Annotated in this window: 23 protein-coding genes and 1 riboswitch; of the genes, 18 read left to right on the forward strand and 5 right to left on the reverse strand. The window is 71.1% G+C overall.

The window, feature by feature from the left end; translation table 11 throughout:
- The first annotated feature begins 211 nt into the window (after positions 1–211).
- On the forward strand, positions 212–1900 hold the full coding sequence (locus tag F6A08_RS02760) for an ABC-F family ATP-binding cassette domain-containing protein (protein WP_151458541.1): 1689 nt from the start codon (positions 212–214) through the stop codon (positions 1898–1900).
- Between the two features lie 107 nt (positions 1901–2007).
- Here F6A08_RS02760 and F6A08_RS02765 read toward each other — a convergent pair whose 3' ends face one another.
- From F6A08_RS02765 to F6A08_RS02775, 3 genes are read right to left on the reverse strand one after another with little or no spacing between them, the layout of a single operon-like run.
- Positions 2008–2433, reverse strand: coding sequence for a DUF1801 domain-containing protein (locus F6A08_RS02765; RefSeq protein ID WP_151458542.1), 426 nt, complete (start codon positions 2431–2433; stop codon positions 2008–2010).
- Positions 2433–3041, reverse strand: a complete 609-nt coding sequence (locus F6A08_RS02770) for an HhH-GPD-type base excision DNA repair protein (protein WP_151458543.1) — start codon at positions 3039–3041, stop codon at positions 2433–2435. The genes F6A08_RS02765 and F6A08_RS02770 overlap by 1 nt, the downstream gene beginning before the upstream one ends.
- Positions 3042–3065: 24 nt before the next feature.
- Positions 3066–4373, reverse strand: a complete 1308-nt coding sequence (locus F6A08_RS02775) for a glutamyl-tRNA reductase (protein ID WP_225855711.1) — start codon at positions 4371–4373, stop codon at positions 3066–3068.
- Between the two features lie 81 nt (positions 4374–4454).
- Between F6A08_RS02775 and hemE the strand changes: the two genes are divergently transcribed.
- The 11 genes from hemE (at position 4455) to F6A08_RS02830 (ending at position 13881) form a co-directional block, all read left to right on the forward strand.
- Positions 4455–5477 carry a uroporphyrinogen decarboxylase gene (gene hemE, locus F6A08_RS02780; RefSeq protein ID WP_151458544.1) on the forward strand — a complete coding sequence of 341 codons (1023 nt, stop codon included), beginning with the start codon at positions 4455–4457 and terminating at the stop codon, positions 5475–5477.
- A 47-nt stretch (positions 5478–5524) separates the two neighbouring features.
- Entirely contained in the window at positions 5525–7081 is a 1557-nt protein-coding gene (locus F6A08_RS02785; RefSeq protein WP_151458545.1) for a protoporphyrinogen/coproporphyrinogen oxidase, read from the forward strand.
- Between the two features lie 146 nt (positions 7082–7227).
- On the forward strand, positions 7228–7644 hold the full coding sequence (locus F6A08_RS02790; RefSeq protein ID WP_151458546.1) for a hypothetical protein: 417 nt from the start codon (positions 7228–7230) through the stop codon (positions 7642–7644).
- A gap of 1 nt (position 7645) precedes the next feature.
- The gene (locus F6A08_RS02795) at positions 7646–8053 is read left to right on the forward strand and encodes a phage holin family protein (protein ID WP_017203412.1); all 408 of its coding nucleotides are present in this window, start codon (positions 7646–7648) and stop codon (positions 8051–8053) included.
- Complete coding sequence (locus tag F6A08_RS02800) at positions 8040–8312, forward strand: hypothetical protein (protein WP_124896555.1); 273 nt, start codon at positions 8040–8042, stop codon at positions 8310–8312. Before F6A08_RS02795 ends, F6A08_RS02800 begins: the two co-directional genes overlap by 14 nt.
- Before the next feature lie 81 nt (positions 8313–8393).
- Complete coding sequence (gene hemQ / locus F6A08_RS02805; RefSeq protein ID WP_017203410.1) at positions 8394–9074, forward strand: hydrogen peroxide-dependent heme synthase; 681 nt, start codon at positions 8394–8396, stop codon at positions 9072–9074.
- A 5-nt stretch (positions 9075–9079) separates the two neighbouring features.
- Positions 9080–10075 carry a hydroxymethylbilane synthase gene (gene hemC / locus F6A08_RS02810; RefSeq protein ID WP_017203409.1) on the forward strand — a complete coding sequence of 332 codons (996 nt, stop codon included), beginning with the start codon at positions 9080–9082 and terminating at the stop codon, positions 10073–10075.
- On the forward strand, positions 10072–10869 hold the full coding sequence (locus F6A08_RS02815; protein ID WP_151458547.1) for a uroporphyrinogen-III synthase: 798 nt from the start codon (positions 10072–10074) through the stop codon (positions 10867–10869). Before hemC ends, F6A08_RS02815 begins: the two co-directional genes overlap by 4 nt.
- Positions 10866–11843 (forward strand): porphobilinogen synthase, encoded by a 978-nt coding sequence (hemB, locus tag F6A08_RS02820; RefSeq protein WP_151458548.1) that lies wholly within the window; start codon positions 10866–10868, stop codon positions 11841–11843. Before F6A08_RS02815 ends, hemB begins: the two co-directional genes overlap by 4 nt.
- Before the next feature lie 91 nt (positions 11844–11934).
- Positions 11935–13257: a glutamate-1-semialdehyde 2,1-aminomutase gene (hemL, locus tag F6A08_RS02825; protein WP_151458549.1), complete on the forward strand. Its 1323-nt coding sequence runs from the start codon at positions 11935–11937 to the stop codon at positions 13255–13257.
- A 174-nt stretch (positions 13258–13431) separates the two neighbouring features.
- The gene (locus F6A08_RS02830) at positions 13432–13881 is read left to right on the forward strand and encodes a hypothetical protein (RefSeq protein WP_017203405.1); all 450 of its coding nucleotides are present in this window, start codon (positions 13432–13434) and stop codon (positions 13879–13881) included.
- Positions 13882–13945: 64 nt separating this feature from the next.
- On the opposite strand, the gene F6A08_RS17610 is transcribed toward F6A08_RS02830, so the two are convergent.
- Entirely contained in the window at positions 13946–15847 is a 1902-nt protein-coding gene (locus tag F6A08_RS17610) for an ATP-binding cassette domain-containing protein (RefSeq protein ID WP_192576668.1), read from the reverse strand.
- A 112-nt stretch (positions 15848–15959) separates the two neighbouring features.
- Between F6A08_RS17610 and F6A08_RS02840 the strand changes: the two genes are divergently transcribed.
- From F6A08_RS02840 to F6A08_RS02850, 3 genes are all read left to right on the forward strand, one after another.
- Positions 15960–17021, forward strand: coding sequence for an enoyl-CoA hydratase/isomerase family protein (locus tag F6A08_RS02840; protein ID WP_017203402.1), 1062 nt, complete (start codon positions 15960–15962; stop codon positions 17019–17021).
- A 202-nt stretch (positions 17022–17223) separates the two neighbouring features.
- A complete protein-coding gene (locus F6A08_RS02845; RefSeq protein WP_017203401.1) occupies positions 17224–18951 on the forward strand; it encodes an ABC transporter ATP-binding protein in 1728 nt (575 codons plus the stop codon).
- Positions 18948–21230, forward strand: a complete 2283-nt coding sequence (locus F6A08_RS02850; RefSeq protein ID WP_151458550.1) for an ABC transporter ATP-binding protein — start codon at positions 18948–18950, stop codon at positions 21228–21230. Before F6A08_RS02845 ends, F6A08_RS02850 begins: the two co-directional genes overlap by 4 nt.
- Positions 21231–21297: 67 nt before the next feature.
- On the opposite strand, the gene F6A08_RS02855 is transcribed toward F6A08_RS02850, so the two are convergent.
- A complete protein-coding gene (locus F6A08_RS02855) occupies positions 21298–22788 on the reverse strand; it encodes a D-alanyl-D-alanine carboxypeptidase family protein (RefSeq protein WP_151458551.1) in 1491 nt (496 codons plus the stop codon).
- 81 nt (positions 22789–22869) lie between these two features.
- Positions 22870–22981: riboswitch (TPP riboswitch) on the forward strand.
- On the opposite strand from F6A08_RS02855, the gene F6A08_RS02860 reads away from it, so the two are divergent.
- The 3 genes from F6A08_RS02860 (at position 22972) to F6A08_RS02870 (ending at position 25858) form a co-directional block, all read left to right on the forward strand.
- On the forward strand, positions 22972–23628 hold the full coding sequence (locus tag F6A08_RS02860; RefSeq protein ID WP_151458552.1) for an ECF transporter S component: 657 nt from the start codon (positions 22972–22974) through the stop codon (positions 23626–23628). Its footprint overlaps the riboswitch before it by 10 nt.
- Positions 23625–25082 (forward strand): ABC transporter ATP-binding protein, encoded by a 1458-nt coding sequence (locus F6A08_RS02865; RefSeq protein ID WP_192576713.1) that lies wholly within the window; start codon positions 23625–23627, stop codon positions 25080–25082. Before F6A08_RS02860 ends, F6A08_RS02865 begins: the two co-directional genes overlap by 4 nt.
- On the forward strand, positions 25079–25858 hold the full coding sequence (locus tag F6A08_RS02870; protein ID WP_151458554.1) for an energy-coupling factor transporter transmembrane component T family protein: 780 nt from the start codon (positions 25079–25081) through the stop codon (positions 25856–25858). The genes F6A08_RS02865 and F6A08_RS02870 overlap by 4 nt, the downstream gene beginning before the upstream one ends.
- The last annotated feature ends 59 nt before the right edge of the window (positions 25859–25917 follow it).

Consider the following 25917-nt stretch of genomic DNA (forward strand, 5'->3'; position numbering starts at 1 on the left):
GTCTCGCCAGGAAAGCGGGGTCTGGCGGGCGTTGAGTGACCCTGCTATGGTCACTCCTCGTGGGTACTCTGATTCGCTAGATCGGGACGCCGCGTCGAGAGCTCTTCTCCGCGGTGGGTCCTGAGCGACCCGTACCCGGCTCCGGGTGCGGTCGAGGTTCCTGTCGACACCCGTCCCCGCGGTGCGTGTGCGCCGCCGGAGAGGACCCCTCATGTTCCCTGTACTCTCGACCCCTTCTGCCACCCCGGCCCGCGCTCATCGCGAGTGCGCGCTGCAGGCCGCCTCCGTCCGGTTCGCCGACCATCTCGTCCTGGACCGCATCGACCTCGTCGTCGGCCCCGCCGACCGCCTCGCCGTCATCGGTGACAACGGCGCCGGCAAGTCGACTCTGCTCGACGTGCTCGCGGGCACTCTCCTGCCGACGGCCGGGGAGGTGCGGCTCGACCTCCCCGGCGGCGTCGCGCATGCGCGGCAGAACCCGGTGTTCGCGGATGGAGCGACGGTGGCCGACGCCATCGACGAGCTCCTCGGCGACCTCCGCGCGCTGGAGCGCGACCTCGGCCGTGCATACGACCTCCTCGCCGCCGCGGGCTCCGCCGACCGCGAGCCGCAGATGGCCGCCGTGGCCCTGTTGCAGGACCGTTTCGAGTCCCGCGGCGGGTACGACGTCGACCGTCGCATCGACACCGCCCTCGAACAGCTCGGGGTGGGCGGGGTGGACCGCGCACGACCGGTGGCCGCGCTGTCGGGAGGGGAGCGGGCGCGGCTCGCCCTCGCGGTCGCCCTCTCCTCCGGAGCTGAACTGCTTCTCCTCGACGAGCCCACGAACGACCTCGACGACCGGGCGCTGACCTGGCTCGAGGATCGTCTCGCGGCGCACCGGGGAGCGCTGGTGGTCGTGACCCACGACCGCGACTTCCTGGACCGTTTCGCGACGGCTGTGGTGCAGGTGGAGGAGGGACGGATCCGGCGCTACGGCGACGGCTACCCCGGGTTCCTGCGAGCGCACGAGGCCGAGAGACGTGCGGCGGCCGCGCGCCATGAAGACTGGAAGGCCGAGGTCGCCCGCACAGAGTCTCTGCTCGCGGCCAACGCGTTCCGGCTGCAGGCGATCCCGCGGAAGCTCGAGCTCGACGGATTCGGTCATGGCGCGTTCCGAGCACGGAGCCGTGACCACGGTGCCGTCGGGCGCATCCGCATGGCGAAGGAGAGGCTGGCGCGGCTCCGGGACAACCCGTGCCCGCCGCCGCCCGAGCCGCTGCAGTTCGTGGTCGCGGCCGAGGATCGGGCACCGCTCGACGAGCCGGACGAGCCGCTCCTGACCCTCGATGCCGTGTCCTTCCGCGAGCCGGGACGGCGGCTCGACGTGTCGCACTGGACGATCGAGTCCGGTTCGCGGTGGCTCGTGACCGGGCCGAACGGGGCCGGGAAGACGACACTCCTCCGCCTCCTCGTCGGCGAGCTCCTCCCCGCGTCCGGGACGTTTGTACGCAGGGACGGGCTGCGGATCGCGTTCCTCCGGCAGGAGGTCGACACGCGCCTGCGGGGTACGGCCGTCGAGGTCTTCGCGGTTCGGACCGGGACGCCGCCGGTCGATGCGCGGGATGCTCTCCTGGCTCACGGCCTCTTCCGGGGGCCGGAGGTCGACCGCGACGTGCAGGGGCTGTCCGTGGGTCAGCGCCGGCGGCTTGATCTCGCGGTGGCTCTGGCGTCGCGGTTCGATCTGCTGCTGCTTGACGAGCCGACGAACCATCTCGATCCCGAGCTCGTGGAGCAGCTCGAGGGCGCCCTCGTCGACCATCCCGCTGCCGTCGTCACGGTGACACACGACCGGCGGTGGCGTCGCCACGCCGCGGACGCACGGTGCGTGCGGGTCGACGAGGGGGTGGCCACGACCTGAGACCCCGCCTATCCGCCGAGACCCCGGGTTCCGGGCGTCCGCACCCCGGGGTCTCGGCAGGAACCCGGGGTCTCGGCGACAGGAAGGAAGGGAGGAGGAAGGTGGGGTTACGACGTGACTGTCAGGTGCATGCGCGCGTCGCCGCCGGACTCGACCCAGGCGAGCGAGCGCTCCAGGATGCCGCGCAGCACGTCGAGGTCGACCTGGTCGAGGTCCTTGAGGTAGAGGCAGCCCACGCCCGTCGTGTGCGGGCCGAGGGCGTCGAGACCGTCCGCGTGGGCGTCCACGCCGTCGAGGAGGTAGATCGTGGTGGCGGCCTTGCGCGGGGCGAAGCTCAGGACGCCGCAGTCTCCCTCCGTCCCGGTGGGGTAGCGGTAGTGGCAGGAGCCGAACCCGATGATCGAGCCCCAGGTCTGCGGCTCGCGTCCGGTGAGGTCCTGCATCAGGGCGGTCAGCGTCTCGGCGTCACGGCGACGCACCGCTGGCGAAGAGCGGGCGATGAGTCCCGCGACGTCATCCCCGGTCGGCCGCACTACTTGGCCGCCTTCGCCGCCGCCTTCATGGCCTTCTTGTGCTCGCGCACCTTCGCGAGCGACTCGGGCGAGACGATGTCCGCGACGCTGCGGTATGAACCGTCCTCGCCGTAGGGAGCGGAGGCCTCCCGCCAGCCCTCGCCGGTGAAGCCGTACTGCTTGCCGAGGAGCGCGAGGAAGATCTTCGCCTTCTGCTCTCCGAATCCCGGCAGGGCCTTGAGCCGCTTCAGCACCTCGGCGCCGCTCGGCTGGGTCCCTGAGCCTGTCGAAGGGCCTGAGCCTGTCGAAGGACGCGTCCACAACGCGGCGGCATCCCCGTCCCAGTCGTCCACGATCGCCTGGCACAGCGTCTGCACGCGCGTCGCCATGGAGCCGGGGAACCGATGCACCGCGGGCGTCTGCCGGAACGCCTCCAGGAACTCCTCGGGGGCCATGCCCGCGATCGCGGCGGCATCCGTCGCGCCGGTGCGCTGCTCGATCTTGAGCGGACCGGTGAACGCGGTCTCCATCGGGATCTGCTGGTCCAGAAGCATGCCGACGAGCAGCGCCAGCGGGTTCTCGGTCAGCAGGGCGTCGGCGGCGGTGTCTCCGGTGATGTGAAGGGCCATGCCTCCAGTCTCCCACTCACCGGGTCAGGCTGTGGCGGCGTCCTCGACGCTGTCCGCGGCGGGCGCGATCCCATACAGGGTCGCGAGCGCCGCGGCGAACTCGTCCGCGCGGCCGGCGGCGGCGAGCTCGTGTGCTCGGACGGTCGGCGTGTGCAGCAGCACCCCGGAGAGGTGGCGCAGCGCCTGCTCGACCTTGCCGTCCTCGTCGCCGCGAGAGCGCGCGCGGGCGATCTCGCGCTCGAGCAGTTCGAAGATGTGCGAGCGGAACGCCACCACCGAGGGGGTCACGCTCTGCCGGGCGCCGACGACGTGGAAGGTCTCGGCGGCCTCGCGCACGACGCTGCGGGCAGCATCCGTCGCCTGCAGTTCTTCGAGCGGAGCGTGCAGGCGGATGGTCTCCAGGTCGAGCAGGGCCACGCCCTCGAGGGAGGCGACGGCCGGATCGACGTTGCGGGGCATGCCCAGGTCCACCACGAGCTGGCTCGCGCGCGTGGGCACGCCGACAGGGCAGCCGGCGGCGGCGGCGAGGCCGACCGGGTGCTGCAGGTGCTCCGGGCCGAGCACGGGCTCGGTCGCCGTGGTGCAGGTGATCAGCAGGCTGGAGTGCGCCGCGGTGCGCGCATACTCCTCGGCGGGAACAGGGCGGATGTCGTGCTTGGCCGCGAAGATCTCCGCGCGACCGGACGGGGAGTAGACGGAGATGTCGACCGCGCCGCGCTCGCGCAGAGTCGCGAGGGTGACGGCGGCGTAGGCGCCGGTGCCCACCAGGAGGACGCGCTCGGCGGACCAGTCGGCGATGCGGCTGTCGGCGAGCTCCAGGGCGAGGCGCACGAGGGAGCGGCCGGCGCGTCCGAGGGCCGTGACGTTCTTGACCTTGCGCTGCGCCTGGCTGGCGCGCTGGAACAGGCGCTCGAGCTCGGGGGAGGTCGTGCCGTCCTTGCGGGCGGACTTCAACGCGCGGCGCACCTGGCCGGCGATCTCCCCCTCACCGGAGACGACGGACTCCAGCCCGGAGGCGACAGAGAAGAGGTGCTCGGCGACGCGGCGCCCCGAATGCACGGCGTAGGCGCCGTCGAGGTCGGCGGCGGGAATGCCGGTCGCGGACTCGACCGCCTCGATCACGGCTTCGACGCCGATGGCGCCGGCCGCGGTCACGGGCTCATCCATTTCCACGTACGCCTCGAAGCGGTTGCACGTCGCGAGGACCACGGCACCCTGCACGCACGGCGCCATGCCCACGATGGTGGGAGCGACGTCGTCGGGGGTGCGGCTCAGGCGTTCGAGCAGTTCGAAGGAGGCGGTCTTGTGACTCGCCGTCACACACAGCAGCACACATCGATTGTACCGCCCTTCGAAGCACCGGCTCCGCGGGCGCTCGGCCGCTCCACAAACGGCGGATGGGAGGATGGACGCATGGCCCTCTCCGACGCCCCTCTCCTGCGCGCCCTCGCCGGCGACCGTCCCGCGCACGCCCCCGTGTGGTTCATGCGCCAGGCCGGAAGGTCGCTGCCCGAATACCGGGAGCTCCGCGTCGGGACGCGCATGCTCGACGCGTGCCTGACCCCCGACCTCGCGGCGGAGATCACGCTGCAGCCCGTGCGCCGCCACGGCGTCGACGCCGCCGTGTTCTTCAGCGACATCGTGATCCCGCTGCGCCTCGCCGGTGTCGAGGTGGAGATCGAACCGGGACGCGGTCCCGTGTTCGCGAACCCGGTGCGCACCGCCTCCGACGTGGACCGGATCACCGCGATCGACCCGGCGGACCTGGACGGCACCGCGATCGCGGAAGCCGTGCGGATCGTCACGACCGAACTCGGCGACACCCCGCTGATCGGGTTCGCGGGCGCCCCGTTCACGCTCGCCGCCTACCTCGTCGAGGGCGGCCCCTCCAAGGAGCACCTGCGCGCGCGAGGCATGATGCGCTCCGACCCGGAGTCCTGGAACCGACTCGCGGGCTGGCTCGCGAAGGTTTCGCGCCGGTTCCTCGAGACGCAGCGCGATGCCGGCGCCTCCGTGGTCCAGCTGTTCGACAGCTGGGCCGGATCGCTGAGCACCGCGGACTACCGCGCTTTCGTCGCTCCGCACTCCCGGACGGCGCTCGAGGGCATCGGCCTGCCCACCATCCACTTCGGTGTCGGGACGGGGCCGTTCCTGGCGGACATGCGCCTGGACGGTGCGGCGGACGGTGTCGGCGTCGACTGGCGCCAGCCCCTCGACGAGGCGGCGGCGATCCTGGGGCCCGACGTCACGGTGCAGGGGAACATCGACCCCGCGCTGCTGTCCGCACCGTGGCCGGTGCTGGAGGCGCACGTGCGGGACGTGCTCGAGCGCGGTCGCGCGGCGCGGGCGCACATCCTGAACCTGGGTCACGGCGTCCCGCCCGAGACGGATCCCGACCAGCTCACGAGGATCGTCGAGCTCGCCCACGCGGTCTGAGCCGCGCCCGCCGAGGTCCGATCCCCCCCGATGCGACAATGGGGAGCATGACCTCAGAGCCCGCGTCCGCCGAACCCGCCGACCTGGCTGCCCGCGCGGCTGAGAAGCACGTCGTCGTGGTCGGCGGCGGCATCGGAGGCCTGATCGCGGCACGCGAATGCGCGAAGGTCGGCATGCGCGTCACGGTCCTGGAGGCGGCGGACGAACTCGGCGGGGCGATCCGCCGGGTGGAGCTGGACGGCGTCGTCATCGATGCGGGTGCGGAGAGCTATGCGACCAGAGGCGGCGTCGTGCGCGCCCTGGTCGACGAGCTCGGCCTGACCGACCGCGTGGTCGCACCGCGCCCCGGAGGGGCATGGGTCGCCGGCGTCCCCGGCGTCGGCGCAGCTCCCCTCCCGGTCGGCGGCATCCTCGGAATCCCGGCGAACCCCTTCCAGGAGGACGTGCGCCGCATCCTCGGCTGGTCGGGCGTCTGGCGCGCCTATCTCGACCGCGTCCGGCCGCCCCTGACGATCGGCCACCAGCTCAGTCTCGGACGCCTCGTCGCATCGCGGATGGGAGACAAGGTCCGCGACCGGCTGGTCGCTCCGGTGACCACCGGCGTCTACTCGGCCTCGCCCGACGATGTCGACACCGACGTGGCCGCACCGGGCCTCAATGCCGCTCTCACGCGCGTCGGCTCGCTCTCCGGCGCGGTCCAGGCACTGCGGCAGGACGCCGCGTCCCGCACGGCCGGTCCCGCGGGCGCGGCGAAAGCGCCGGGCGCTGCCGTCGAGGGACTCGCTGGCGGGATGATCGGACTCGTCGACGCGCTCGCGGCGGATGTGCGCGGCCTCGGGGTCGAGGTCCGCACAGGGGCGCGGGTGCGGACGGTGCGCCGTGCGGACGACACCTGGACGGTGGATGTCGAGCTCCCCGTGCCGGACACCGCGGCGGGACCGGCGGATCCCTCCGCCCACTCCGCCGACGCCGTGGACGCCGTGGACGAGCTCGAGGAGCTCGTCGCGGATGCGGTCGTCGTCGCGACCTCGGAGTCCGTGGCGCGCGCACTGCTGGCGGGTGTCGTCCCCGCGCTGGTCTCGGCGGACGCGGTGGTTTCCCCGGAGATCGAGATCGTCACCCTGCTGCTGGATGCGCCGGAGCTGGACGCCGCCCCGCGCGGCACGGGCGTCCTGACCGTGCCGGGCAGTCACACGGCGAAGGCGCTCACGCACTCCACCGCGAAATGGGCGTGGGTGCGGGAGGCCGCAGGGGCGCGGCACATCGTGCGGGTCTCTTTCGGGTCGCAGGGCGAGCCGGCCGCCACGGCCGACCTCGACGACGATGCCGCGACGGACCTCGCTCGGTCCGAGGCGGCGACGATGCTCGGCGTGCCGCTGCGACCGGAGTCGGTCGTCGCCTCGCATCGGGGTCGCTTCGTGCAGTCCCAGCCCGCCTCGATCATCGGCTCGGGCGAGCGCCGTGCGGCGGCTCGTGCGGCGGTGCAGGCGGTCCCGGGTCTCGCAGCGGTCGGAGCCTGGCTCGCCGGGACGGGACTCGCGCAGGTCGTCCCGGATGCCCGGGAGGAAGCCGACCGCCTCCGCCGCGCTCTGCTGTGGGAGTGAACGATCGCCCCGTGTCAACCCTCTGACGCATAGATGCCGAAATCGGCATACGGCGTTACGCTGGACACCTGGCCGCGGCGCCCCTGGTGCCTGCGACCGGCGTCCGCACCGGACGGACCAAAGCCGGAACAACGTGAGGAGACCCCATGAAGGGGAAGATCGGACTCGTCGTAGGACTCGGCGTCGGATACGTCCTCGGCACCCGTGCCGGGCACGAGCGCTATGAGCAGATCAAGACGCAGTGGCTGAAGGTGTGGCACCTCGACCCGGTGCAGGAGCAGGTCGAGAAGGTCAAGGATTTCGTCGGCGACAAGGCTGCAGCGGTGCCCGGCGCCGTGTGGACCGGCGCGGTGAAGGTCGTCAAGTCCGTCACGGGCAGCGGCACTCCCGGCCAGAAGCTCGATGCCGTGATCGCCACGGGCAAGGAGGCCGCCGAAGAGGTGGCCGATGCGGCCGAGGACGCGATCGAGGAGGCCAAGGACTCTGCACAGGGCTCCTCCTCGTCGACCGCCGCGAAGAAGCCCGCCGCGAAGAAGTCCACGCCCACGAAGTCCGGCGAGTGACATGACTCGCGGGTACCGTGATCGGGCCGACGACAGTCTGCTGACCCTGCTCGGCGACCTCCCGGAACTGGTCACGAATCTGGTCAAGGCCGAGATCGACGCCGCGAAGGCCTGGATCTCGCGCACGTCGAAGGACGCCGGCATCGGCTCGGTGTGGTTCCTCGTCGCGCTGTTCTTCCTGTTCTGGGCGGTGCCGGTGATCCTGGTCTTCGCGATCGCCGGGCTTTCGTCGTGGTGGCCGGTGTGGCTCTCGGCGATCGCGGTGTTCGGCATCCTGATCGTCGCCGTGCTGCTGTTCGCGCTGCTCGGCATCCTCAAGTTCCGCAAGGTCCTCAAGCGTCAGAACCCGGCGCAGGCCGTCGCCGAGGACATCCGAATCGTGAAGGAGGCCGGCGATGACGAATTCTGAGGCGCTGCCGCGCACCGCCGTTCCCGCAGGGATCATCGACCCCGTCACCTCGGCGCGCGCGGAGCTCAAGGCCGCTCTCGCCGCGATCGAGATCAAGGGCAACATCCCGCGCCGGGTCGAGAAGGCGTCCACGCGCGCCGTGGCGAAGGCCCGGGTCTACGCCGACCGCAATCCCGTCGGCGCGATCGCCGCGACGGTGGGCATCGCGGCGGCCGTCGGCGGCGTGGTCTGGGCCATCGCGAGGGCGATCGCGCGCTGATCCTTCGGCATCCCGGTATCCCGCTGACAGCGGCGGTCGCGGGATTAGCAGGTCCTGCGCAAACGAGGCAGACTGGGGGTCATGATGTCCGAAGAGCGCGCTGAGAACCCGTCCGGCTTCACCCTCTGGGCCGTCTGGCGACGAAACCCCGACGTCCCCGTCACCGAGACCGACTCGACCGAGCTCGAGACGATCGTCTCCTACGTCGAGGACTCCGGCGTGACCGTCCGCGGCTTCTACGATGTCTCCGGGCTCAAGGCCGACGCCGACCTCATGGTCTGGCTGCACGGCGACACGGCGGAAGAGCTCCAGAAGGCGCTGCGTCGTCTGCGCCGCACCGAGTTGCTGCGCTCGCTCCTGCCGGTCTGGAACGTCATGGGGGTGCATCGCGACGCCGAGTTCAACCGCGCCCACGTGCCCGGCTTCCTCCGCGGCGTCGGCCCGAAGGACTGGCTCTGCCTGTACCCGTTCGTGCGCACGCCGGAGTGGTATCTCGCTCCCGAGGACGAGCGCCGCAAGATGCTGGCCGATCACGGGCGCAAGGGCGCCGCGTTCACGGGTGTCCTCGCCAACACGGTCGCCTCGTTCGCGCTCGGCGACTACGAGTGGCTGCTGCCGATGGAGGCCGACGAGCTCACCGACCTCGTCGACATGATGCGCGACCTGCGCTACACCGACGCCCGCCTGTACGTGAAGGAGGAGGTGCCCTTCTACACCGGGCGCAGACTCCGGTTCGACGAGATCGCGGACGTGCTCCAGTAGACGACATGAGCACTCCCATCCGTCTGGGCACCCGCCGCAGCGCGCTCGCGCAGGCGCAGTCCGGTCATGTCGCCACCGCTCTCGAGGCCGTGACCGGCCGCCGCGTCGAGCTCGTCCCGATCACCAGCGAAGGTGACACCAACCGCGCATCGCTCTCCGAGATCGGCGGTCTGGGTATCTTCGCCACCCGCCTGCGTGAGGCTCTCCTCGCGGGAGAATGCGACTTCCTGGTGCACTCCCTCAAAGACCTGCCGACCGCCGTGCCGGAGTCGCTCGTGATCGCCGCGACGCCGCGACGCGAGGACGCCCGTGACGTGGTGCTCACCCGCACCGGCGTCCCGCTGCACGAGCTGCGGTCCGGCAGCTCCGTCGGAACCGGTTCCCCGCGGCGGATCGCGCAGGTTCGCCGGAGGGCTCCCCACGCGGAGGTCGTCGACATCCGCGGCAACGTCGATTCCCGCCTCGCGCGCGTGCTCTCGGGAGAGCTCGATGCCGTGATCCTCGCCGCCGCCGGGCTCTCGCGGCTCGGCACCGACTCGCCGCTGCGCCGTGAGGAGCTCGGGCTGGCGGAGTGGCCGACCGCTCCGGGGCAGGGATCCCTCGCGATCGAGACCCGCGCCGACGCTCCCGAGGACCTGCGAGCGGCACTCGCTCAGCTCGATCATGAGGACACCCGGCTCGCGATCACGGTCGAGCGGGCCATCCTGGAGGGACTGGACGCGGGTTGTCAAGCCCCCATGGCCGCTCACGCCGAGGTCCAGGGCGCCGCGATCCGCGTCAGGACGGTCGTCTACGCCCCTGACGGCAGTCGCCGGATCGGGCTCGACGTCACGGAAGCCCTGAACGGGGAGTATATTCGTCGGAACGGCAGTGGCAATGGTGCGGATGCTGCCGATGGTGCAGACCCGATGCACGCAGCGCGCGAGCTCGGGCTCGCTGTTGCCCGTCGGCTGCTCGATCAAGGGGCGGCCGACCTCGTCCCTCGAGAGCAATCCTCATGACCACTTCCGAAATCAAGCAGGACCGACCGCTGGACGGCTGGCGCATTCTCGTGCCCCGTGGCGGGCCGTGGGGCGACAGCGTCGCCGCGCGTCTGCGTGCGCTCGGCGCGGTGCCCGTGGTCGCTCCGCTGATCAACTTCGCCCCGACGACGGATCAGGCGACACTCGACGTCGCCCTCGCCCAGCTGGCCGCCGGCGAGTTCGACTGGCTGACGGTCACCAGTGCGACGACGGTCGACGTGCTGTTCGCGCACCGGGCCGTCGTGCCGCGGTCGACGAAGATCGCCGCCGTGGGCGAGACCACGGCGGCCGCCCTGCAGGCCGTCGGCTACGAGGTCACCCTCGTCCCCGAGCAGGACAACTCCGCCGAGGGCATGGCGCAGCAGCTCATCGCCCTCGAGAAGGAGCCGCGCCGCATCCTCGCGCTGCGCAGTGAGATCGCGAAGCCGGTGCTCAGCAGGCTGCTCTCGGAGGCGGGTCACGACGTCCACGGTGTCGTCGCCTACCGCACGGTCGGCGTCCCGGTCACCGAGCGCATCCGGCGCGACGTGGAGAACGGTCGCATCAACGCCATCCTGATCACGAGCGGCTCGGTCGCCGAACAGGTGCGCGAGCAGTTCCCCGAGATCCCGGACGAGACGCTGCTCGCGGCGATCGGACCCCGCACCGCGAACGACGCCCAGCGGGCCGGGCTGCCCGTGTCGGTGGTCGCGGACCGCCAGACGATCGACGCGCTGATCGACGCCGTATCGCACTTCACGCTTCCCCACGCGGCAGACGAGTTCGCACCGTGAGCTTCCCCGAGACCCGCCTGAGGCGGCTGCGCCAGTCCCGAGCCGTTCGAGATCTCGTCCGCGAGACGTCGCTCGAGCCGCGGCAGCTCGTGCTGCCCCTGTTCGTCCGCGAGGGGCTGTCGGAGCCCGTCGCCATCGGGTCGATGCCCGGCGTCGCGCAGCACTCGATCGACTCGCTGCGGAAGGCCGCCGTCGAGGCGGCGGAGCAGGGCGTCGGCGGCGTGATGCTGTTCGGCGTGCCGGCGGTGCGGGACGCCCGGGGTTCCGGCGCCGATGACCCGGCCGGCATCCTCAACGTCGCGACCGAGGCGCTCGCGGCCGAGGTGGGCGACGCCCTCGTAGTGCAGACCGACCTCTGCCTGGACGAGTTCACCGACCACGGTCACTGCGGCGTGCTCGCTGCCGACGGATCGGTCGACAACGACGCCACCCTCGAACGCTACGCCTCGATGGCTCTCGCGCAGGCCCGCGCCGGGTCGCAGCTGCTCGGACTGTCCGGCATGATGGACGGCCAGGTGGCGCACATCCGCGCCGCGCTGGACGCCGAGGGGTTCACCGACACGATCCTCCTCGCCTACGCCGCCAAGTACGCGAGCGCCTTCTACGGGCCCTTCCGCGAAGCCGTCGACTCGCAGCTGACGGGCGACCGCCGCACGTATCAGCTCGACCCGGGCAACCGGCGCGAGGGCGTGCGCGAAGCTGTCGTCGATGAGGCGGAGGGTGCCGACATCGTCATGGTGAAGCCGGCGATGGCGTTCCTCGACGTGCTCCGCGAGGTGCGCGACACCGTGAGCGTCCCGGTGTGGGCGTACCAGGTCTCCGGCGAGTACGCGATGATCGAGGCGGCGAGCGCGAACGGCTGGATCGACCGGCGAGGCGCCGTGCTCGAATCGCTGCTGTCCATCCGGCGGGCAGGTGCCGACGCGGTGCTGACCTACTGGGCCACCGAGGCCGCGCGCTGGCTCCGCGGCTGAGTCCCGGCCGCCGAACGGCTCTCGGGTCCCGCAACGGCGGTTAGCCTGGAAGGGATGCCGGGACGGCTCCGTGCATCGCTGAGGAGCATTCATGACCGACCGCAATGACGACCTGTTCTCCGCTGCACGCGCGGTGATCCCCGGAGGGGTCAACTCCCCGGTGCGCGCCTACGGGTCGGTCGGCGGGACGCCCCGGTTCCTCGCTTCCGCGAAGGGAGCGACCGTCAGGGATGCCGCGGGGCGCGAATACGTCGACCTCGTCGCGTCGTGGGGTCCTGCACTGCTCGGACACGCGCACCCGGAGATCGTCGCGGCCGTGCAGGAAGCGGCGTCGCGCGGTCTGTCCTTCGGGGCGCCGACCGAGGGAGAGGTCGAGCTGGCGGCGCTGATCGCCGACCGCGTCCGCTTCGGCGAGACCCGGCCGATCGAGCGAGTGCGCCTGGTCTCCACCGGCACCGAGGCGACCATGACGGCGATCCGCCTCGCGCGCGGTGCCACCGGCCGCGATCTGCTCGTGAAGTTCGCCGGGCACTACCACGGGCACTCCGACGGACTGCTCGCCGAGGCGGGCTCGGGTGTCGCGACCCTGGCGCTCCCCGGTTCGGCCGGCGTTCCCGCCCCGATCGCCGCTCAGACGCTCGTGATCGGCTACAACGATCCGGAAGCGCTCGCTGCGGTGTTCGCCGAGCACGGCCAGCGCATCGCGGCGGTGATCGTGGAGGCGTCAGCGGCGAACATGGGCGTCGTCGCCCCGCTGCCCGGGTTCAACCGCCTGATCGCCGAGACCGCGCACGCCCACGGGGCCCTGATGATCCTCGACGAGGTGCTCACGGGCTTCCGCGTGCACCCGGCCGGCTTCTGGGGTCTGCAGGCGGCGGCGGGGGAGGACTACCTGCCCGACATCTTCACGTTCGGCAAGGTCGTCGGCGGCGGCATGCCCCTGGCGGCGCTGGGCGGCCGCGCCGAGGTCATGGACCTGCTGGCGCCGCTCGGCCCTGTCTACCAGGCGGGCACGCTGTCCGGGAACCCGCTGTCGGTGGCGGCCGGACTGGCGACGCTGCGCCTGGCCACGCCGGAGGTGTACACCACGGTGGATGCGGCATCCGCCCGTCTGTCGTCCGCGCTCGATTCCGCGCTGTCGACGGCGGGCGTGACGCACGCCGTCGCCTCGGCGGGGAATCTGTTCAACGCGTCGTTCCGTGCGTCGGCGCCGAGGAACTACGCGGAGGCGCAGGCTCAGGACTCCTTCCGCTACGCCCCGTTCTTCCATTCCATGCGCGAGCAGGGCGTCGCGCTGCCGCCGAGCGTGTTCGAGGCCTGGTTCCTCACGGCCGCGCACGGGGAGGACGAGCTGCGGCGGATCGAGGATGCGCTCCCGGCTGCCGCGCGCGCGGCCGCCGACGCCCGCGCCTGAAGCACCTGCATGCCCACGGTCGCGCGCGGGGTCAGGCGATCGTGCGGAATCAGGCAGTTTGTGCGACAAAGTGCCTGATCCGGGCTGACTGCCTGACCACGCGCGCATGGATCGTTGTGTTCCTGTGAGCAACTTCCAGACAACTGGCAGCACGGCGCTGGCAGACTGGTGGACATGGTGACGTTGCTGCTGGACCAGACGCAACTGGAGGTCGTGCTCTCGCCGATCGAGCGTGCCGCCACCTTCCACCGCGACAACCTCCGGATCGTGCGCGACACCATCACCAAGGTCCAGCTGACCGACGACGCCTGGACCTGGCTCCGCGGCGTCCCGAACCCGGGCACCCACATCCCCGGAGTCCTCGCGGCGGGAAGCTGGAAGGCCGCAGGCAGCCTCGACTTCGTGCTGATCCGCCGGCGGCGTCCGAGCGTCGTGATCGACCTCGAAGGCGACGAGCAGTACCGTCGACTGATCCTCACCACGCGGCACGGGCTCGCACTCACGCAGGCGCTGCGACTGGACGTGTCCGACGAGCCCGCGAACGTCGAGGAGATCGTGGCCACCGCGCCGACCCCCGTCTCGAAGGGCAGCCGCCGACCGGTCATCCGACCGCGACCGGCCTGAGCCCGGACGCGGAACGCCCTCCGTGACCCGTGGGTCCGGAGGGCGTTCGCGTCAGTGGCGGGGTTCAGCCGTGGTGGTGGTCGCCGTGGTGGTAGCCACCGTCGTGGTGGTCGCCGTTGTCGTGGTGCTCACCCTCGTGGTTGTCACCCTCGTCGTGGTGCTCGCCCTCTGGGGCATGCTCGGAAGCCGCTTCGGACTCGCCTGCCGGGGCGGACTCGTCGTCGCCGGCCAGCGGGACGGTGTCGATGACGCCCGTCGCGGCGACGCTCCAGTGCGCGCCTTCGGCGGCGTCCTCGGAGGACAGCGGGTAATCCCTGGGCTCATCCTCGTAGTACGCCCGTGCGGCGGCGGCCAGCATGGAGCTGACGGCGGCGGACCGGGGATCCTCTTCGGGCTGGTCTGCGGAAACGTCGGGGGTCTCGGCGGAGGAGGCATCGAGGTCGGCGAAGATCTCGACGCCGGCGTGGTCGCCGTCCTCCGATGCGACCTCCTCCGTCGTCTCCGTGGACGCTTCATCGTCGGTAGCGGCAGGAAGCGATGCGGCGGCCTCCGGCTCGCCGACCGCGGGGTCGACGGCGGCGACGGGAGCCGCCGCGCCGAACAGGATCTCGTCGAACGAGCGCGTCTCCTCAGCGGGTGCGTCGGCGGCGGGTGTTTCGTCGGCCGGCGCTTCGTCGGCGGGTGCGTCGGCGGCGGGTGATTCCTCCGCAAGCGCTTCGTCGACGGGTGCTTCGTCGGCAGGTGCGCCTTCGGTGGCGGGTGCCTCCTCGGCCGATGCTTCGTCGGCGGCGGGTGTTTCGTCAGCCTGCGCGTCTTCAGCATGCGCTTCGTCGGAGGGCGCATCTTCGACAGCCGCCTCGTCGACAGCCGCCTCGTCGACAGCCGCCTCGTCGGCGGGTGCGTCTTCGGTCGAGGCGGCCTCGGCGGGAGCGGCGGTGGCCTCGGCGGCCCAGGCTGCGGCGGCGGAGACGGGGATCGCGACGAGGGAGCCTTCGGCAGATCGCTCGGCCTCGACCGGGGTGCTCTGCGCAGCGGCGAGCGGGGCGGGCGCGGTCTCCGCCGGACGTGCGAGCCGGCCGCCGCGCATCAGGTCGATGAAGACGTCCTCGAGCGTGGGGCCGCGCTGGACGAGGGTGCTCAGGGCGATGCCGGCGTCTGCGGCGACGGCTCCGACCGTCCCGGCGTCTCCGCCGCGGACCGTCAGCCCCGAACGCAGCACCTCGATGTCGAAGCCCGCCGCGGCCAGGGCCACGGTGAGCGCCTCGCGGTCGGCGGCGTCCACGATGACGGACCCGCCGTTCGGATCGGCGAGCGTCTCGATGCCGCTGGCCAGGAGCAGCTGCCCCTTCGACAGGACGAGCACGTTGTCGGCGACCTGCTCGACCTCGCTCAGCACGTGCGACGACACGAGCACGGTGCGTCCCTCATCGGCGAGGCGGCGCATCAGGAGGCGCATCCATCGGATGCCCTCGGGGTCGAGTCCGTTGGCCGGCTCGTCGAAGACGAGAGCACCCGGGTCGCCGAGGAGCGCGTGGGCGACGCTCAGCCGCTGGCGCATCCCGAGCGAGAAGCCGCCGATGCGGGAGTCGCCCTCGCCCTCGAGCCCGACCAGGGAGAGGACTTCACCGACGCGCGCGAGCGGGATGCCGTTCGCCTTCGCGGCGATGGTCAACTGGCGCTCGGCCGTCCGGCGCGGGCGGTAGACGGTCTCCTCGAGCACCGAGCCGATCGTGCGCAGCGGCTGACGCAGCTCCGCATAGGCGGTTCCGCCGATCGTGGCCGTGCCGGAGGAGGCGCGGACCTGACCGAGCAGGATGCGCAGCGTCGTGGTCTTGCCGGCTCCGTTCGGACCCAGGAAGGCCGTCACGGCTCCGGGCTCGACGCGGGCGGAGAAGTCCGAGACGGCGGTCACCTCATTGAAGCGCTTCGTCACGTGCGTGAACTCGAGCACCTGTCCTTCAGGCATCCGTGACCTCTCGTCTCGTCGAACAGTTCCTCCCTATCCTGCCGGAAAAGCCTGTCGGATCCCGCATTTCGCGCGGAAAGACCGCGGTCGGAGAAGGGGTAGCCTGGCACGCGTGACCGATTCTCAGACGGCTTCCCGCGTCCTCGTCCGCACCGAAGGAGCTCTCGGAAGGCTCACTCTCGATCGGCCCGAGGCGATCAACGCCCTCGACATCGGGATGATCGAGATCCTGACGGAGACGCTGAACCGGTGGCGCGACGACACCGATGTGCAGATCGTGCTGATCGACGGCGCCGGAGAGCGCGGACTGTGCGCCGGTGGGGATGTGCGGGCGCTGCACGCGCAGATCGTCGCCGGGCAGGCGGAGCGGACGGCGGAGTTCTTCCGCGCCGAGTACGCGCTCAACGCGATGATCGCCGAGTATCCGAAGCCGGTGGTGGCCTTCGCCGACGGCATCACGATGGGCGGAGGGATCGGCCTCGCCGGACACGCGGCCATCCGCATCGTCACGGAGCGCTCGAAGCTGGCGATGCCGGAGACGCGGATCGGCTTCACGCCCGACGTCGGCGGCACCTGGCTGCTCGGCCGGGCCCCTGGGCGCTTCGGCGAGTACTTCGGCCTCACGGGATCGACGATGAACGGCGCCGATGCCGTGTACCTCGGATTCGCGGACCACTTCGTCCCGTCCGAGCGTCTCGATGCGCTGCGCGAGGCGCTGGCCTTCCGGGCCGATCCCACCGGTCCCAGCGAGATCGTGCTGCTGTTCGACGAGACGCCGGATCCGACCGAGCTGCCCGCATCCCGGGAGTGGATCGACGACGCCTTCTCGGCGGACACGGTGAGCGGGATCGTCGAGCGTCTGCACGCGCACGGGACGACCGAGTCGGCGGCCACCGCTGAACTTCTGGAGGGACTCGCGCCGACCGGGCTCACGGTCACGCTCGACGCCGTCCGCGAGGCGAGGGCTCTTCCTGGACTCCGCGCCGCGCTCGAGGGCGAATACCGGCGGGTGCTGTGGTTCGTGAACGAGCACCCCGACCTGGTCGAGGGCATCAGGGCGCAGCTGGTCGACAAGGACCGGAACCCGAGATGGGACCCGCCCACATTGGCCGAGCTCGCCCCCGACGCCGGCGCGCCCGCGCGCGACTACGTGCCTCGGCAGCCGCTGTTCTGAGGGGTGCGCGCCCGACGGGCGCGTTGTTCGCCGCGGTGCAGAAACCGCGGGTCGCGCACGGATCGGTTCGCTGTGAGCGAAGGTCCTCCCGAAGGGGGATACGAATGTCCTCACTTCGTGGCACTCTGTCTTGTGGCCGATCGTCGGTCGGCATCCGTCTGCCGGGAGATCCGCCGCTTCCTCCTTTCTAGAAAGTCCGCCTGTGCTGGGAAAAATCCTCCTCCGTTATCTCTCCCGATACCGATGGCTGCTGCTCGCCGTGCTGGTCTTCCAGCTCGCCAGCGTGGCGGCGACCCTGTACCTCCCGCGCCTGAACGCCGACATCATCGACAAGGGCGTCGCCCGCGGTGACACCGGCTACATCTGGAGCACGGGCCTGTTCATGCTCGCGGTGTCGCTCGGGCAGATCATCGCCTCGATCACCGCCACCTACTTCGCCGCGCGCGCGGCGATGGGCGCCGGCCGCGACATCCGCGCCGACGTCTTCGGCAAGGTCAGCGGATTCTCCGAGCGCGAGGTGTCGCAGTTCGGCGCCGGTTCCCTCATCACCCGCAACACGAACGACGTGCAGCAGGTGCAGATGCTCGCGATGATGGGCGCCACGATGCTCGTCACCGCGCCGCTGCTCGCGATCGGCGGCATCATCTTCGCGGTGCAGACGAACGTCGGCCTGAGCTGGCTCATCGCGGTCTCGGTGCCGGCGCTGCTCATCCTCGCCGCCCTCGTGATCGGGCGCATGGTGCCGCTGTTCCGCAGCTACCAGGGCAAGCTCGACAACGTCAACCGCATCATGCGCGAGCAGCTCACCGGTGTCCGCGTCGTGCGCGCCTTCGTGCGCGAGCGCATCGAGGAGGAGCGCTTCCGCGGCGCCAACACCGACATCATGGTCGTCGGCCGCAAGGTCGGCTCGCTGTTCGTGCTCCTGTTCCCGCTGTTCATGCTGATCCTCAACGTCACCGTCGTCTCGGTCATCTGGTTCGGCGGCATCGAGGTCAACAACGGCACGGTCCAGGTGGGCACGCTGTTCGCGTTCATGCAGTACATCGGCCAGATCATGGGCGGCGTCATCATGGCGAGCTTCATGGCGATGATGATCCCGCGCGCCGCGGTCTCGGCCGAGCGCATCGGCGAGGTGCTCGAATCCGAGTCCACGCTCATCCGCCCGGAGAACGGCGTGACCGAGTTCCCGGTGCCGGGGGCGGTGGCGCTCGACGACGTCGAGTTCACCTATCCCGGTGCCGACTCCCCGGTGCTCAGCGGCATCAGCTTCGCCGCGCAGCCGGGTGAGACGGTCGCGATCGTCGGCTCCACGGGATCGGGCAAGACCACGCTCGTGTCGCTCATCCCGCGTCTGTTCGACGTCTCGGGCGGTTCCGTCCACGTCGGCGGCACCGACGTGCGCGAGGCCGATGTCGAAGCGCTGTGGGACAGCATCGGGCTCGTGCCGCAGCGTCCGTTCCTCTTCACCGGCACCGTCGCGTCGAACCTCCGCTACGGCCGCGAGGAAGCGACCGACGAAGAGCTCTGGCACGCCCTCGAGATCGCGCAGGGGCGCGACTTCGTCGAGGAGATGCCGGACGGGCTGGACTCGCGCATCGCCCAGGGCGGCACGAACGTCTCCGGCGGGCAGCGCCAGCGTCTCGCGATCGCCCGTGCGATCGTGCACCGGCCGCAGATCCTCGTCTTCGACGACTCGTTCTCGGCGCTCGACCTCACCACCGACGCCCGGCTGCGCCAGGCGCTGTGGCGGGAGCTGCCCCACGTGACGAAGATCGTGGTCGCGCAGCGCATCTCGACCATCACGGACGCCGATCGCATCGTCGTCCTCGACGGAGGAACCATGGTCGGCGTCGGCACGCACGAGGAGTTGCTCGAGACGAGCGACACCTACCGAGAGATCGTCGAGTCGCAGTTGGGGGTGGACGCATGAGCGAGCAGAGCCCTTCGACAAGCTCAGGGACCCCTTCGACGAGCTCAGGGACCCAGCGACGTCGCGGCCGCGGCAAGGCGACGGCCGCCGTCGCCGAGGTCGAGCTGAGCGCCGAGGAGCAGTACGAGGCCGAGCTCGCGGAGCAGGCGCGTCAGCACTCCGGCGACTGGGACAGCGTCGCGCCGGGCAAGGCCGACAACTTCGGTCCGAGCTTCGCGCGCATGATCGGGCTGCTGAAGCCCTCGGCGATCTGGTTCGTCTTCGTGTCGATCCTCGGCGCGATCGGCGTCGTGCTGACGGTCGCCGCCCCGAAGGTCCTCGCCGAGGCCACCAACCTCGTCTACAAGGGGTTCATCTCCATCCAGCTCGGGCAGCAGAACGGCGACTTCCCCGGCTTCCCCGCCGGCACGCCGCAGGACGTCGTGGTCGACGCGCTGCGCAGCTCGGGGCAGACCGATTTCGCGAACCAGGTCGGAGCGCTGGGCGACTTCACCGTCGGCCAGGGCGTCGACTTCGATGCCCTGCGTCTGGTCATCGCCGCCGTCCTCGGGATCTACGTGGCCGCGGCCTTCCTCACCTGGATCCAGGGCTACGTGATCAACGTCATCATGGTGCGCACCATGTGGCGGTTGCGCGAATCCGTCGAGGCGAAGATCAACCGCCTGCCGCTGTCGTACTTCGACAAGGTGCAGCGCGGTGAGCTGATCTCCCGCGTCACGAACGACATCGACAACATCACCCAGACGATGCAGCAGTCGCTCTCCGGTGCACTCACCTCGGTGCTCACCGTGATCGGTGTGCTCGTGATGATGTTCTCGATCTCGTGGCAGCTCGCCCTCGTCGCGCTCATCACGCTGCCGCTCATGGGCGTGATCTTCGGCATCATCGGACCGCGTTCGCAGAAGGCCTTCGGCACCCAGTGGCGCAAGGTGGGCCGACTCAACGCCCGCGTCGAGGAGGCGTTCTCCGGTCACGCGCTGGTGAAGGTCTTCGGACGCGAGAAGGATGCGCTGGACAAGTTCCAGGTCGAGAACGAGGAGCTGTTCCAGGCGAGCTTCAAGGCGCAGTTCCTGTCCGGCATCATCATGCCGGCCATGATGTTCGTCGGAAATCTCAGCTACGTGGGCATCGCGGTGCTCGGCGGCCTGATGGTCGCGAACGGTCAGCTCCGTCTCGGCGATGTCCAGGCGTTCATCCAGTACTCGCAGCAGTTCACGCAGCCGCTGTCGGAGCTGGGTGGCATGGCCGCCGTCGTGCAGTCCGGCACGGCTTCGGCCGAGCGGGTCTTCGAGCTGCTCGACGCCGACGAGCAGGAGGCGGACGACGCCGATGCGCCCGAACTGGTGGAGGGCAAGGGCGTCATCGAGTTCGAGAACGTCGCGTTCTCGTACACCCCCGATCGTCCGCTCATCCGGGATCTCTCGTTCCGGGTGGAGCCGGGCCAGACCGTCGCGATCGTCGGTCCGACCGGTGCCGGCAAGACGACCCTGGTGAACCTGATCATGCGCTTCTACGAGCTCAGCGGCGGGCGGATCATGCTCGACGGACAGGACATCGCCGAGGTCACGCGCGACGAGCTCCGCTCGCGCACCGGCATGGTGCTGCAGGACCCGTGGCTGTTCGCCGGCAGCATCCGCGAGAACATCCGGTACGGCCGCTCGACGGCCACGGATGAGGAGGTCATCGCCGCCGCCAAGGCGACCTACGTCGACCGCTTCGTGCACGCCCTCCCTGAGGGATACGACACGGTGCTCGACGAGGATGCCGCGAACGTGTCGGCGGGTGAGCGCCAGCTCATCACCATCGCGCGGGCCTTCGTCGCGCAGCCGTCGATCCTCATCCTCGATGAGGCCACGTCGGCGGTCGACACCCGCACCGAGCTGCTGCTCCAGCACGCGATGGCGGCGCTCCGCGAGGGACGCACGTCGTTCGTGATCGCGCACCGCCTGTCGACCATCCGCGACGCCGACCTCATCCTCGTGATGGAGCACGGCGACATCGTCGAGAAGGGCACGCACGACGAGCTCATCGCGGCGCAGGGCGCCTACTGGCGTCTGTACCAGTCGCAGTTCGAGCAGGCCGCGACCGACATCGACGCCGAGGATGCGCTCACCGGCTCCACGCCCGTCGTGATGACGGGCGACGTCGACGAGACGGCGGAAGCCGAGACGCAGGCGGCCGCGGTGGCCGGAGCGTCGGTCGGAGCGCAGGTCCCCGCCGCTGAGACGGCGGCGGCGCAGGGACTGCTCGAAGACGAGGGCGACGCGCCGCGCCGCTGACCGCCAGCACGAACGACGACGCCCCACCCCGCTTCCGCCGGGTGGGGCGTCGTGCTGTTCCTGCGGGTCAGTCCGTGATCCCGAGCAGCTCCAGCGGGTGGGTGAGACGCCACCAGGGGCTCGGGCCATCGAGGTCGTCCGCGAGCACGACCGGTGTCGTCGCGCTGTCGATCGGACCGACCGCGGTGAGCGCACCCACGGCGTCGCCCTGCTCGCGCTCCTCCCCGAGGTCCACGGCGGTCGTGGAGGTCGCCGGCGCACCGTTCCAGAGCACGACCGACGCATCCGCCGACGTGATCAGATCCACCTCCGCGCCCCACGGCGTGGTCACCTCGCCGACGACGGTGCCCTTCGTCACGACCGGAGCCTGAGACCGGAGCGCGGCCTCGGTCTCGGCGAACAGGGACCGGGTGGCGGCGAGTCGCTGCTCGTCGTCCGCCTGGTTCAGGGCGGTCGCGAACAGGTGCACGGTCGTCTCCCCGATCGTGACGTCCTTCGAGGCGAGCAGGTTCCAGCCGACCAGGGTGCCGGTCTTGATGCCGGTGACCCCGGGGTCGGTGAGCATGCCGTTCGTGTTCACGACGGTCCCCGCGCCGGGGAGGTCCACCGAGACGGTTCCCACGATCTCCGCGAACACGGGGTTCCGCATCGCGAGCTCGCCCAGAGCGATCAGCGCGTCGGGGGTGGCGACGTTGCGTTCGTCGAAGCCCGACGGCGTCACCACCGTGATCCCGGTGAGCCCGCGATCGCGCAGCCAGGTCTCGGCCGCTTGGGCGAACTGGAAGTCGGAACCCCAGATCTCGGCCGCCAAGCGGTCGATGTAGTTGTTCGCCGAGCCCAGGAGCGTGCCCTGCAGCAGCTGGTACTCGGTCAGGACGCCGCCCACCGGCACGTCCAGCGCGGACTGGTCGCTGCGGCGGTAGTCCCAGTACTCGATGCTGTCGCCGTAGTCGAACGAGAACTCGGGGCCCTGCTCACCGGGCGCGAGGGGCATCCGGTCGAGCACCATCAGGCTGCTGACGACCTTGGTGATGCTGGCGATCGGGACGGCGTCGGCGAGGGATGCCGCGGTGCTGAGCCCGGCGATCCCGACGGCGCCTGCACCCTCGGTCGGCCACGTGAGCGCAGCCGCCGGGGCGGCGACCGGCTCGACGGCGACGGTCTGCACCGTCGGCGGCACCTCGTGCAGCGGCCAGAGCAGTGTCGTGCCGGTGTAGGCGGCGACGAGGCCGACGAGAGTGAAGAGCGGCACCAGGACCCCGGGTCCGGCCACGGCGGGACGCGTCCGCGCGTCACGCAGCAGTCCGCCCGCCGGCTCATCCGTCATCGGATCGTCCAGCGAGGCGATCGGAGAATCCGCGGCGACGGCGGCAGGGTCGACCCACGTCAGAGCGGTCGCGGGGGTCTTCTCATCCGCCCACTGCGCCTCTGCCTGGTCTGCGGGCGCGTCCTGCTCGTCGGGGGCGTCCTCGTCCACCCGCTGCCGCTTCGGCACGTACGGCGGCTTGGTGAGGGGCGGCGCGGGCGCATCCGCGGCGGGGGGATGTGAAGCGGTCACCCGTTCACGGTACCCAATCCCGGGCGCGTTCCGCCGCGCGATGCGGGGAGACGCGCCGGTGGCGAGGCGCGGTAGGATCGTCAGCACAACCACGGGAGTCCGGCGAGCCGGGCTGAGAGGGAGCGAATCGCGCTTCGACCGTCGAACCTGATCTGGGTCATGCCAGCGCAGGGAGGAGTTCAGATGAGTACGTCCACGCACCGCTCGACCACGCAGGCATCCGCCGCCGCGAACGGGCTTCACCGCACACCGGTCTGGCGCTGGCGCGTCGTCGACATCGTCGTCGCCGCCGTCCTCGGTGTCGCGATCGGCCTCGTGTTCTGGGGCTGGAACACCATCGGCTACGCCTGGTTCGGCGCGGCCGATGCCCTGACGCCGGGGCTCGGCGGGATCGCCGTCGGCATCTGGCTGCTCGGCGGCGTCGTCGGCGGTCTCGTGATCCGCAAGCCCGGTGCGGCGCTGGTCGTCGAGCTCGTCGCCGCGATCGTGTCGATGCTGATCGGCAACGTGTGGGGCGTCTCGACCGTGCTGTCCGGCCTCGTGCAGGGCCTGGGCGCCGAGATCATCTTCGCTCTGTTCTTCTACCGTCGCTTCGGGATCGCGGTCGCCGCGCTCGCCGGGGTCGGCGCCGCTTTCGCCGCCTGGGTGTTCGAGCTGTTCTACGGCAGCTCGCCCAACATCCTGAAGTCGGTCGAGTTCAACACCATCTACCTGGTCAGCGTCGTCGTCTCGGGAGCCATCCTGGCGGGCGTCGTCGGCTGGCTGCTGGTGCGCGCCCTCGCCGTCACCGGTGCACTCAACCGCTTCGCCGTGGGGCGAGAGCACGTGCGCGAGGTCTGAGCGTGACCTTCGCCGCCCCGGCCCGCGTGCAGGCTGCGGGCTGGGGCTGGCGGTACGCCGGCCGGAAGCGCCCGGCGGTCGCCGACGTCTCGTTCACGATCGAACCGGGCGAGCGGGTGCTGCTGCTCGGAGCGTCGGGAGCGGGCAAGTCGACCCTGCTCGCGGGCCTCGCCGGCGTGCTGGGCGACGACGACGAGGGTGAGCGGAAGGGCACGCTCCGGATCGACGGTGCGGCTCCGGAGTCGCGCCACGGTCAGGTGGGACTGGTGCTGCAGGACCCGGATGCCGGGATCGTGCTGTCGAAGGTGGGCGATGACGTGGCCTTCGGCTGCGAGAACCTCGGGGTGCCCGCAACCGAGATCCCCGGCCGTGTCGCCGAAGCGCTCGACGCCGTCGGCCTCGATGTTCCGCTGCAGCGCCCGACGAAGGCTCTCTCCGGCGGGCAGAAGCAGCGCCTCGTGCTGGCCGGCGTGCTCGCGATGCGACCGGGATTGCTGCTGCTCGACGAGCCCACCGCGAACCTCGACCCGGACGGTGTGCGCGAGGTGCGGGCGAGTGTCGAACGCGCGGTGGTCTCGACCGGCGCGACCCTGATCGTCGTCGAGCACCGCACGCCCGTCTGGGCCGACTTGATGACGCGCGTGATCGTGCTCGCGGCGGACGGCGGCCTGCTCGCCGACGGTCCGCCCGACCGGGTCTTCGCCGCGCACGCCGACGCGCTGGCCGCGGCCGGGGTGTGGGTGCCCGATCGCGGCATCGATCTTCCGGTGCTCGAGCCGGTCGCCGCCCTCGACGCGCTCACCGCATCCGGACTCTCGATCGCGAGGGAGGCGGACGTCGTGGTGCAGGCGGGGCTCGACCTGCGCGTGCCGCGGGCGAACGCGACCGTCATCACGGGGCCCAACGGGGCGGGCAAGTCGACGCTCGCGCTCACCCTCGCCGGGCTGATCCCGGAGCACGCGGGCGAGGTGCGATCGGCCCCCGAACTCGCCGGCCGCAAGGGCACGCGTCCCATCCGCTGGACCTCGCGGGAACTGCTCACCCGCATCGGCATGGTGTTCCAGGAGCCCGAGCACCAGTTCCTCACCCAGACCCTCCGCGACGAACTGGCCGTCGGCCCCCGCGCCCTCGGCTGGGACAGGGCGAAGACGGATGCCGTCGTCGACGAGCTGCTGGAACGGCTCGGATTGTCGCCGCTCGCGCTCGCCAACCCCTTCACGCTCTCCGGTGGGCAGAAGCGGCGGCTGTCGGTCGCGACCGTCCTGGCCGGGGCACCCGAGGTGATCGTGCTCGATGAACCGACGTTCGGGCAGGATCGTCGCGGCTGGATCTCGCTCGTCGCCCTGCTGCAGGAGGAGATCGCGCGGGGGCGGTCGATCATCGCCGTCACACACGACGACGCCGTGATCCGGCACCTGGGCGGCCACCGCATCACGCTGGGGGCGGCCTCGTGACCGCCACCGAGACCGCGCGGCCGGTGTGGCTGGACGGGGTGAACCCGGTCACGAAGCTCGTGCTGGCGGTGCTGCTGTCCGTGCCGCTGTTCGCCTCCATCGACGTCACCAGCGCGCTGGCCGCGATCGTGCTGCAGCTGCTGTGCCTGCCCTTGACGGGGCTGCGCCTGGCCACGGTGCTGCGTCGGCTCCTGCCGATCGCGATCTTCGCGCCGATCGCTGGCATCAGCATGCTGCTGTACGCGGAACCGGCGGGGCGGGTCTACTGGAGCTTCGGCTTCGCGACGATCAGCGAGGACTCCATCGCCCTGGCCATCGCCGTGAGCCTGCGCGTGATCGCGTTGGGGCTGCCGACCATCCTGCTGTTCGGCGGCACCGACCCCACGGAACTCGCCGATGCGCTCTCCCAGGTGGCGCGGCTGCCCTCTCGTTTCGTGCTGGGCATCCTCGCCGGCACCAGGATGCTCGGGCTGTTCCTCGACGACTGGCGCACCATGAGCCTGGCTCGTCGAGCCCGCGGCGTCGGCGACCGCGGGGTGCTGCGGCGGTTCTTTTCGATGGCGTTCGTGCTGCTGGTCTTCGCGGTGCGGCGGGGCTCGAAGCTCGCGCTCGCCATGGAGGCGCGCGGCTTCGGCTCCGGCATCCCGCACACCTGGTCACGACCATCGCGGCTGCATCCACGCGACGCGGTGGCGCTGTTCGGAGGCGTCCTGATCATGGTTCTCGCGCTGACCGCCGCGGTGCTCGTCGGCACCTTCCGTTTCGTCTGGAGCTGATCTCGGGCCGAGTGGCCCTGTTGCGAGTCCCGGGCGAGGGCTACCTTGGGCCGGAGAAG

The organism is Microbacterium algeriense (assembly GCF_008868005.1).
GTDB classification, from domain to species: Bacteria; Actinomycetota; Actinomycetes; order Actinomycetales; family Microbacteriaceae; genus Microbacterium; species Microbacterium algeriense.

Coding starts and splice junctions, on each gene's coding strand:
- F6A08_RS02760 (WP_151458541.1), top strand. CDS start 212: ATGTTCCCTGTACTCTCGACCCCTTCTGCCACCCCGGCCCGCGCTCAT.
- F6A08_RS02770 (WP_151458543.1), bottom strand. CDS start 3,041: ATGGCCCTTCACATCACCGGAGACACCGCCGCCGACGCCCTGCTGACC.
- hemE (WP_151458544.1), top strand. CDS start 4,455: ATGGCCCTCTCCGACGCCCCTCTCCTGCGCGCCCTCGCCGGCGACCGT.
- F6A08_RS02785 (WP_151458545.1), top strand. CDS start 5,525: ATGACCTCAGAGCCCGCGTCCGCCGAACCCGCCGACCTGGCTGCCCGC.
- F6A08_RS02790 (WP_151458546.1), top strand. CDS start 7,228: ATGAAGGGGAAGATCGGACTCGTCGTAGGACTCGGCGTCGGATACGTC.
- F6A08_RS02795 (WP_017203412.1), top strand. CDS start 7,646: ATGACTCGCGGGTACCGTGATCGGGCCGACGACAGTCTGCTGACCCTG.
- F6A08_RS02800 (WP_124896555.1), top strand. CDS start 8,040: ATGACGAATTCTGAGGCGCTGCCGCGCACCGCCGTTCCCGCAGGGATC.
- hemQ (WP_017203410.1), top strand. CDS start 8,394: ATGATGTCCGAAGAGCGCGCTGAGAACCCGTCCGGCTTCACCCTCTGG.
- hemC (WP_017203409.1), top strand. CDS start 9,080: ATGAGCACTCCCATCCGTCTGGGCACCCGCCGCAGCGCGCTCGCGCAG.
- F6A08_RS02815 (WP_151458547.1), top strand. CDS start 10,072: ATGACCACTTCCGAAATCAAGCAGGACCGACCGCTGGACGGCTGGCGC.
- hemL (WP_151458549.1), top strand. CDS start 11,935: ATGACCGACCGCAATGACGACCTGTTCTCCGCTGCACGCGCGGTGATC.
- F6A08_RS02830 (WP_017203405.1), top strand. CDS start 13,432: ATGGTGACGTTGCTGCTGGACCAGACGCAACTGGAGGTCGTGCTCTCG.
- F6A08_RS17610 (WP_192576668.1), bottom strand. CDS start 15,847: ATGCCTGAAGGACAGGTGCTCGAGTTCACGCACGTGACGAAGCGCTTC.
- F6A08_RS02850 (WP_151458550.1), top strand. CDS start 18,948: ATGAGCGAGCAGAGCCCTTCGACAAGCTCAGGGACCCCTTCGACGAGC.
- F6A08_RS02860 (WP_151458552.1), top strand. CDS start 22,972: ATGAGTACGTCCACGCACCGCTCGACCACGCAGGCATCCGCCGCCGCG.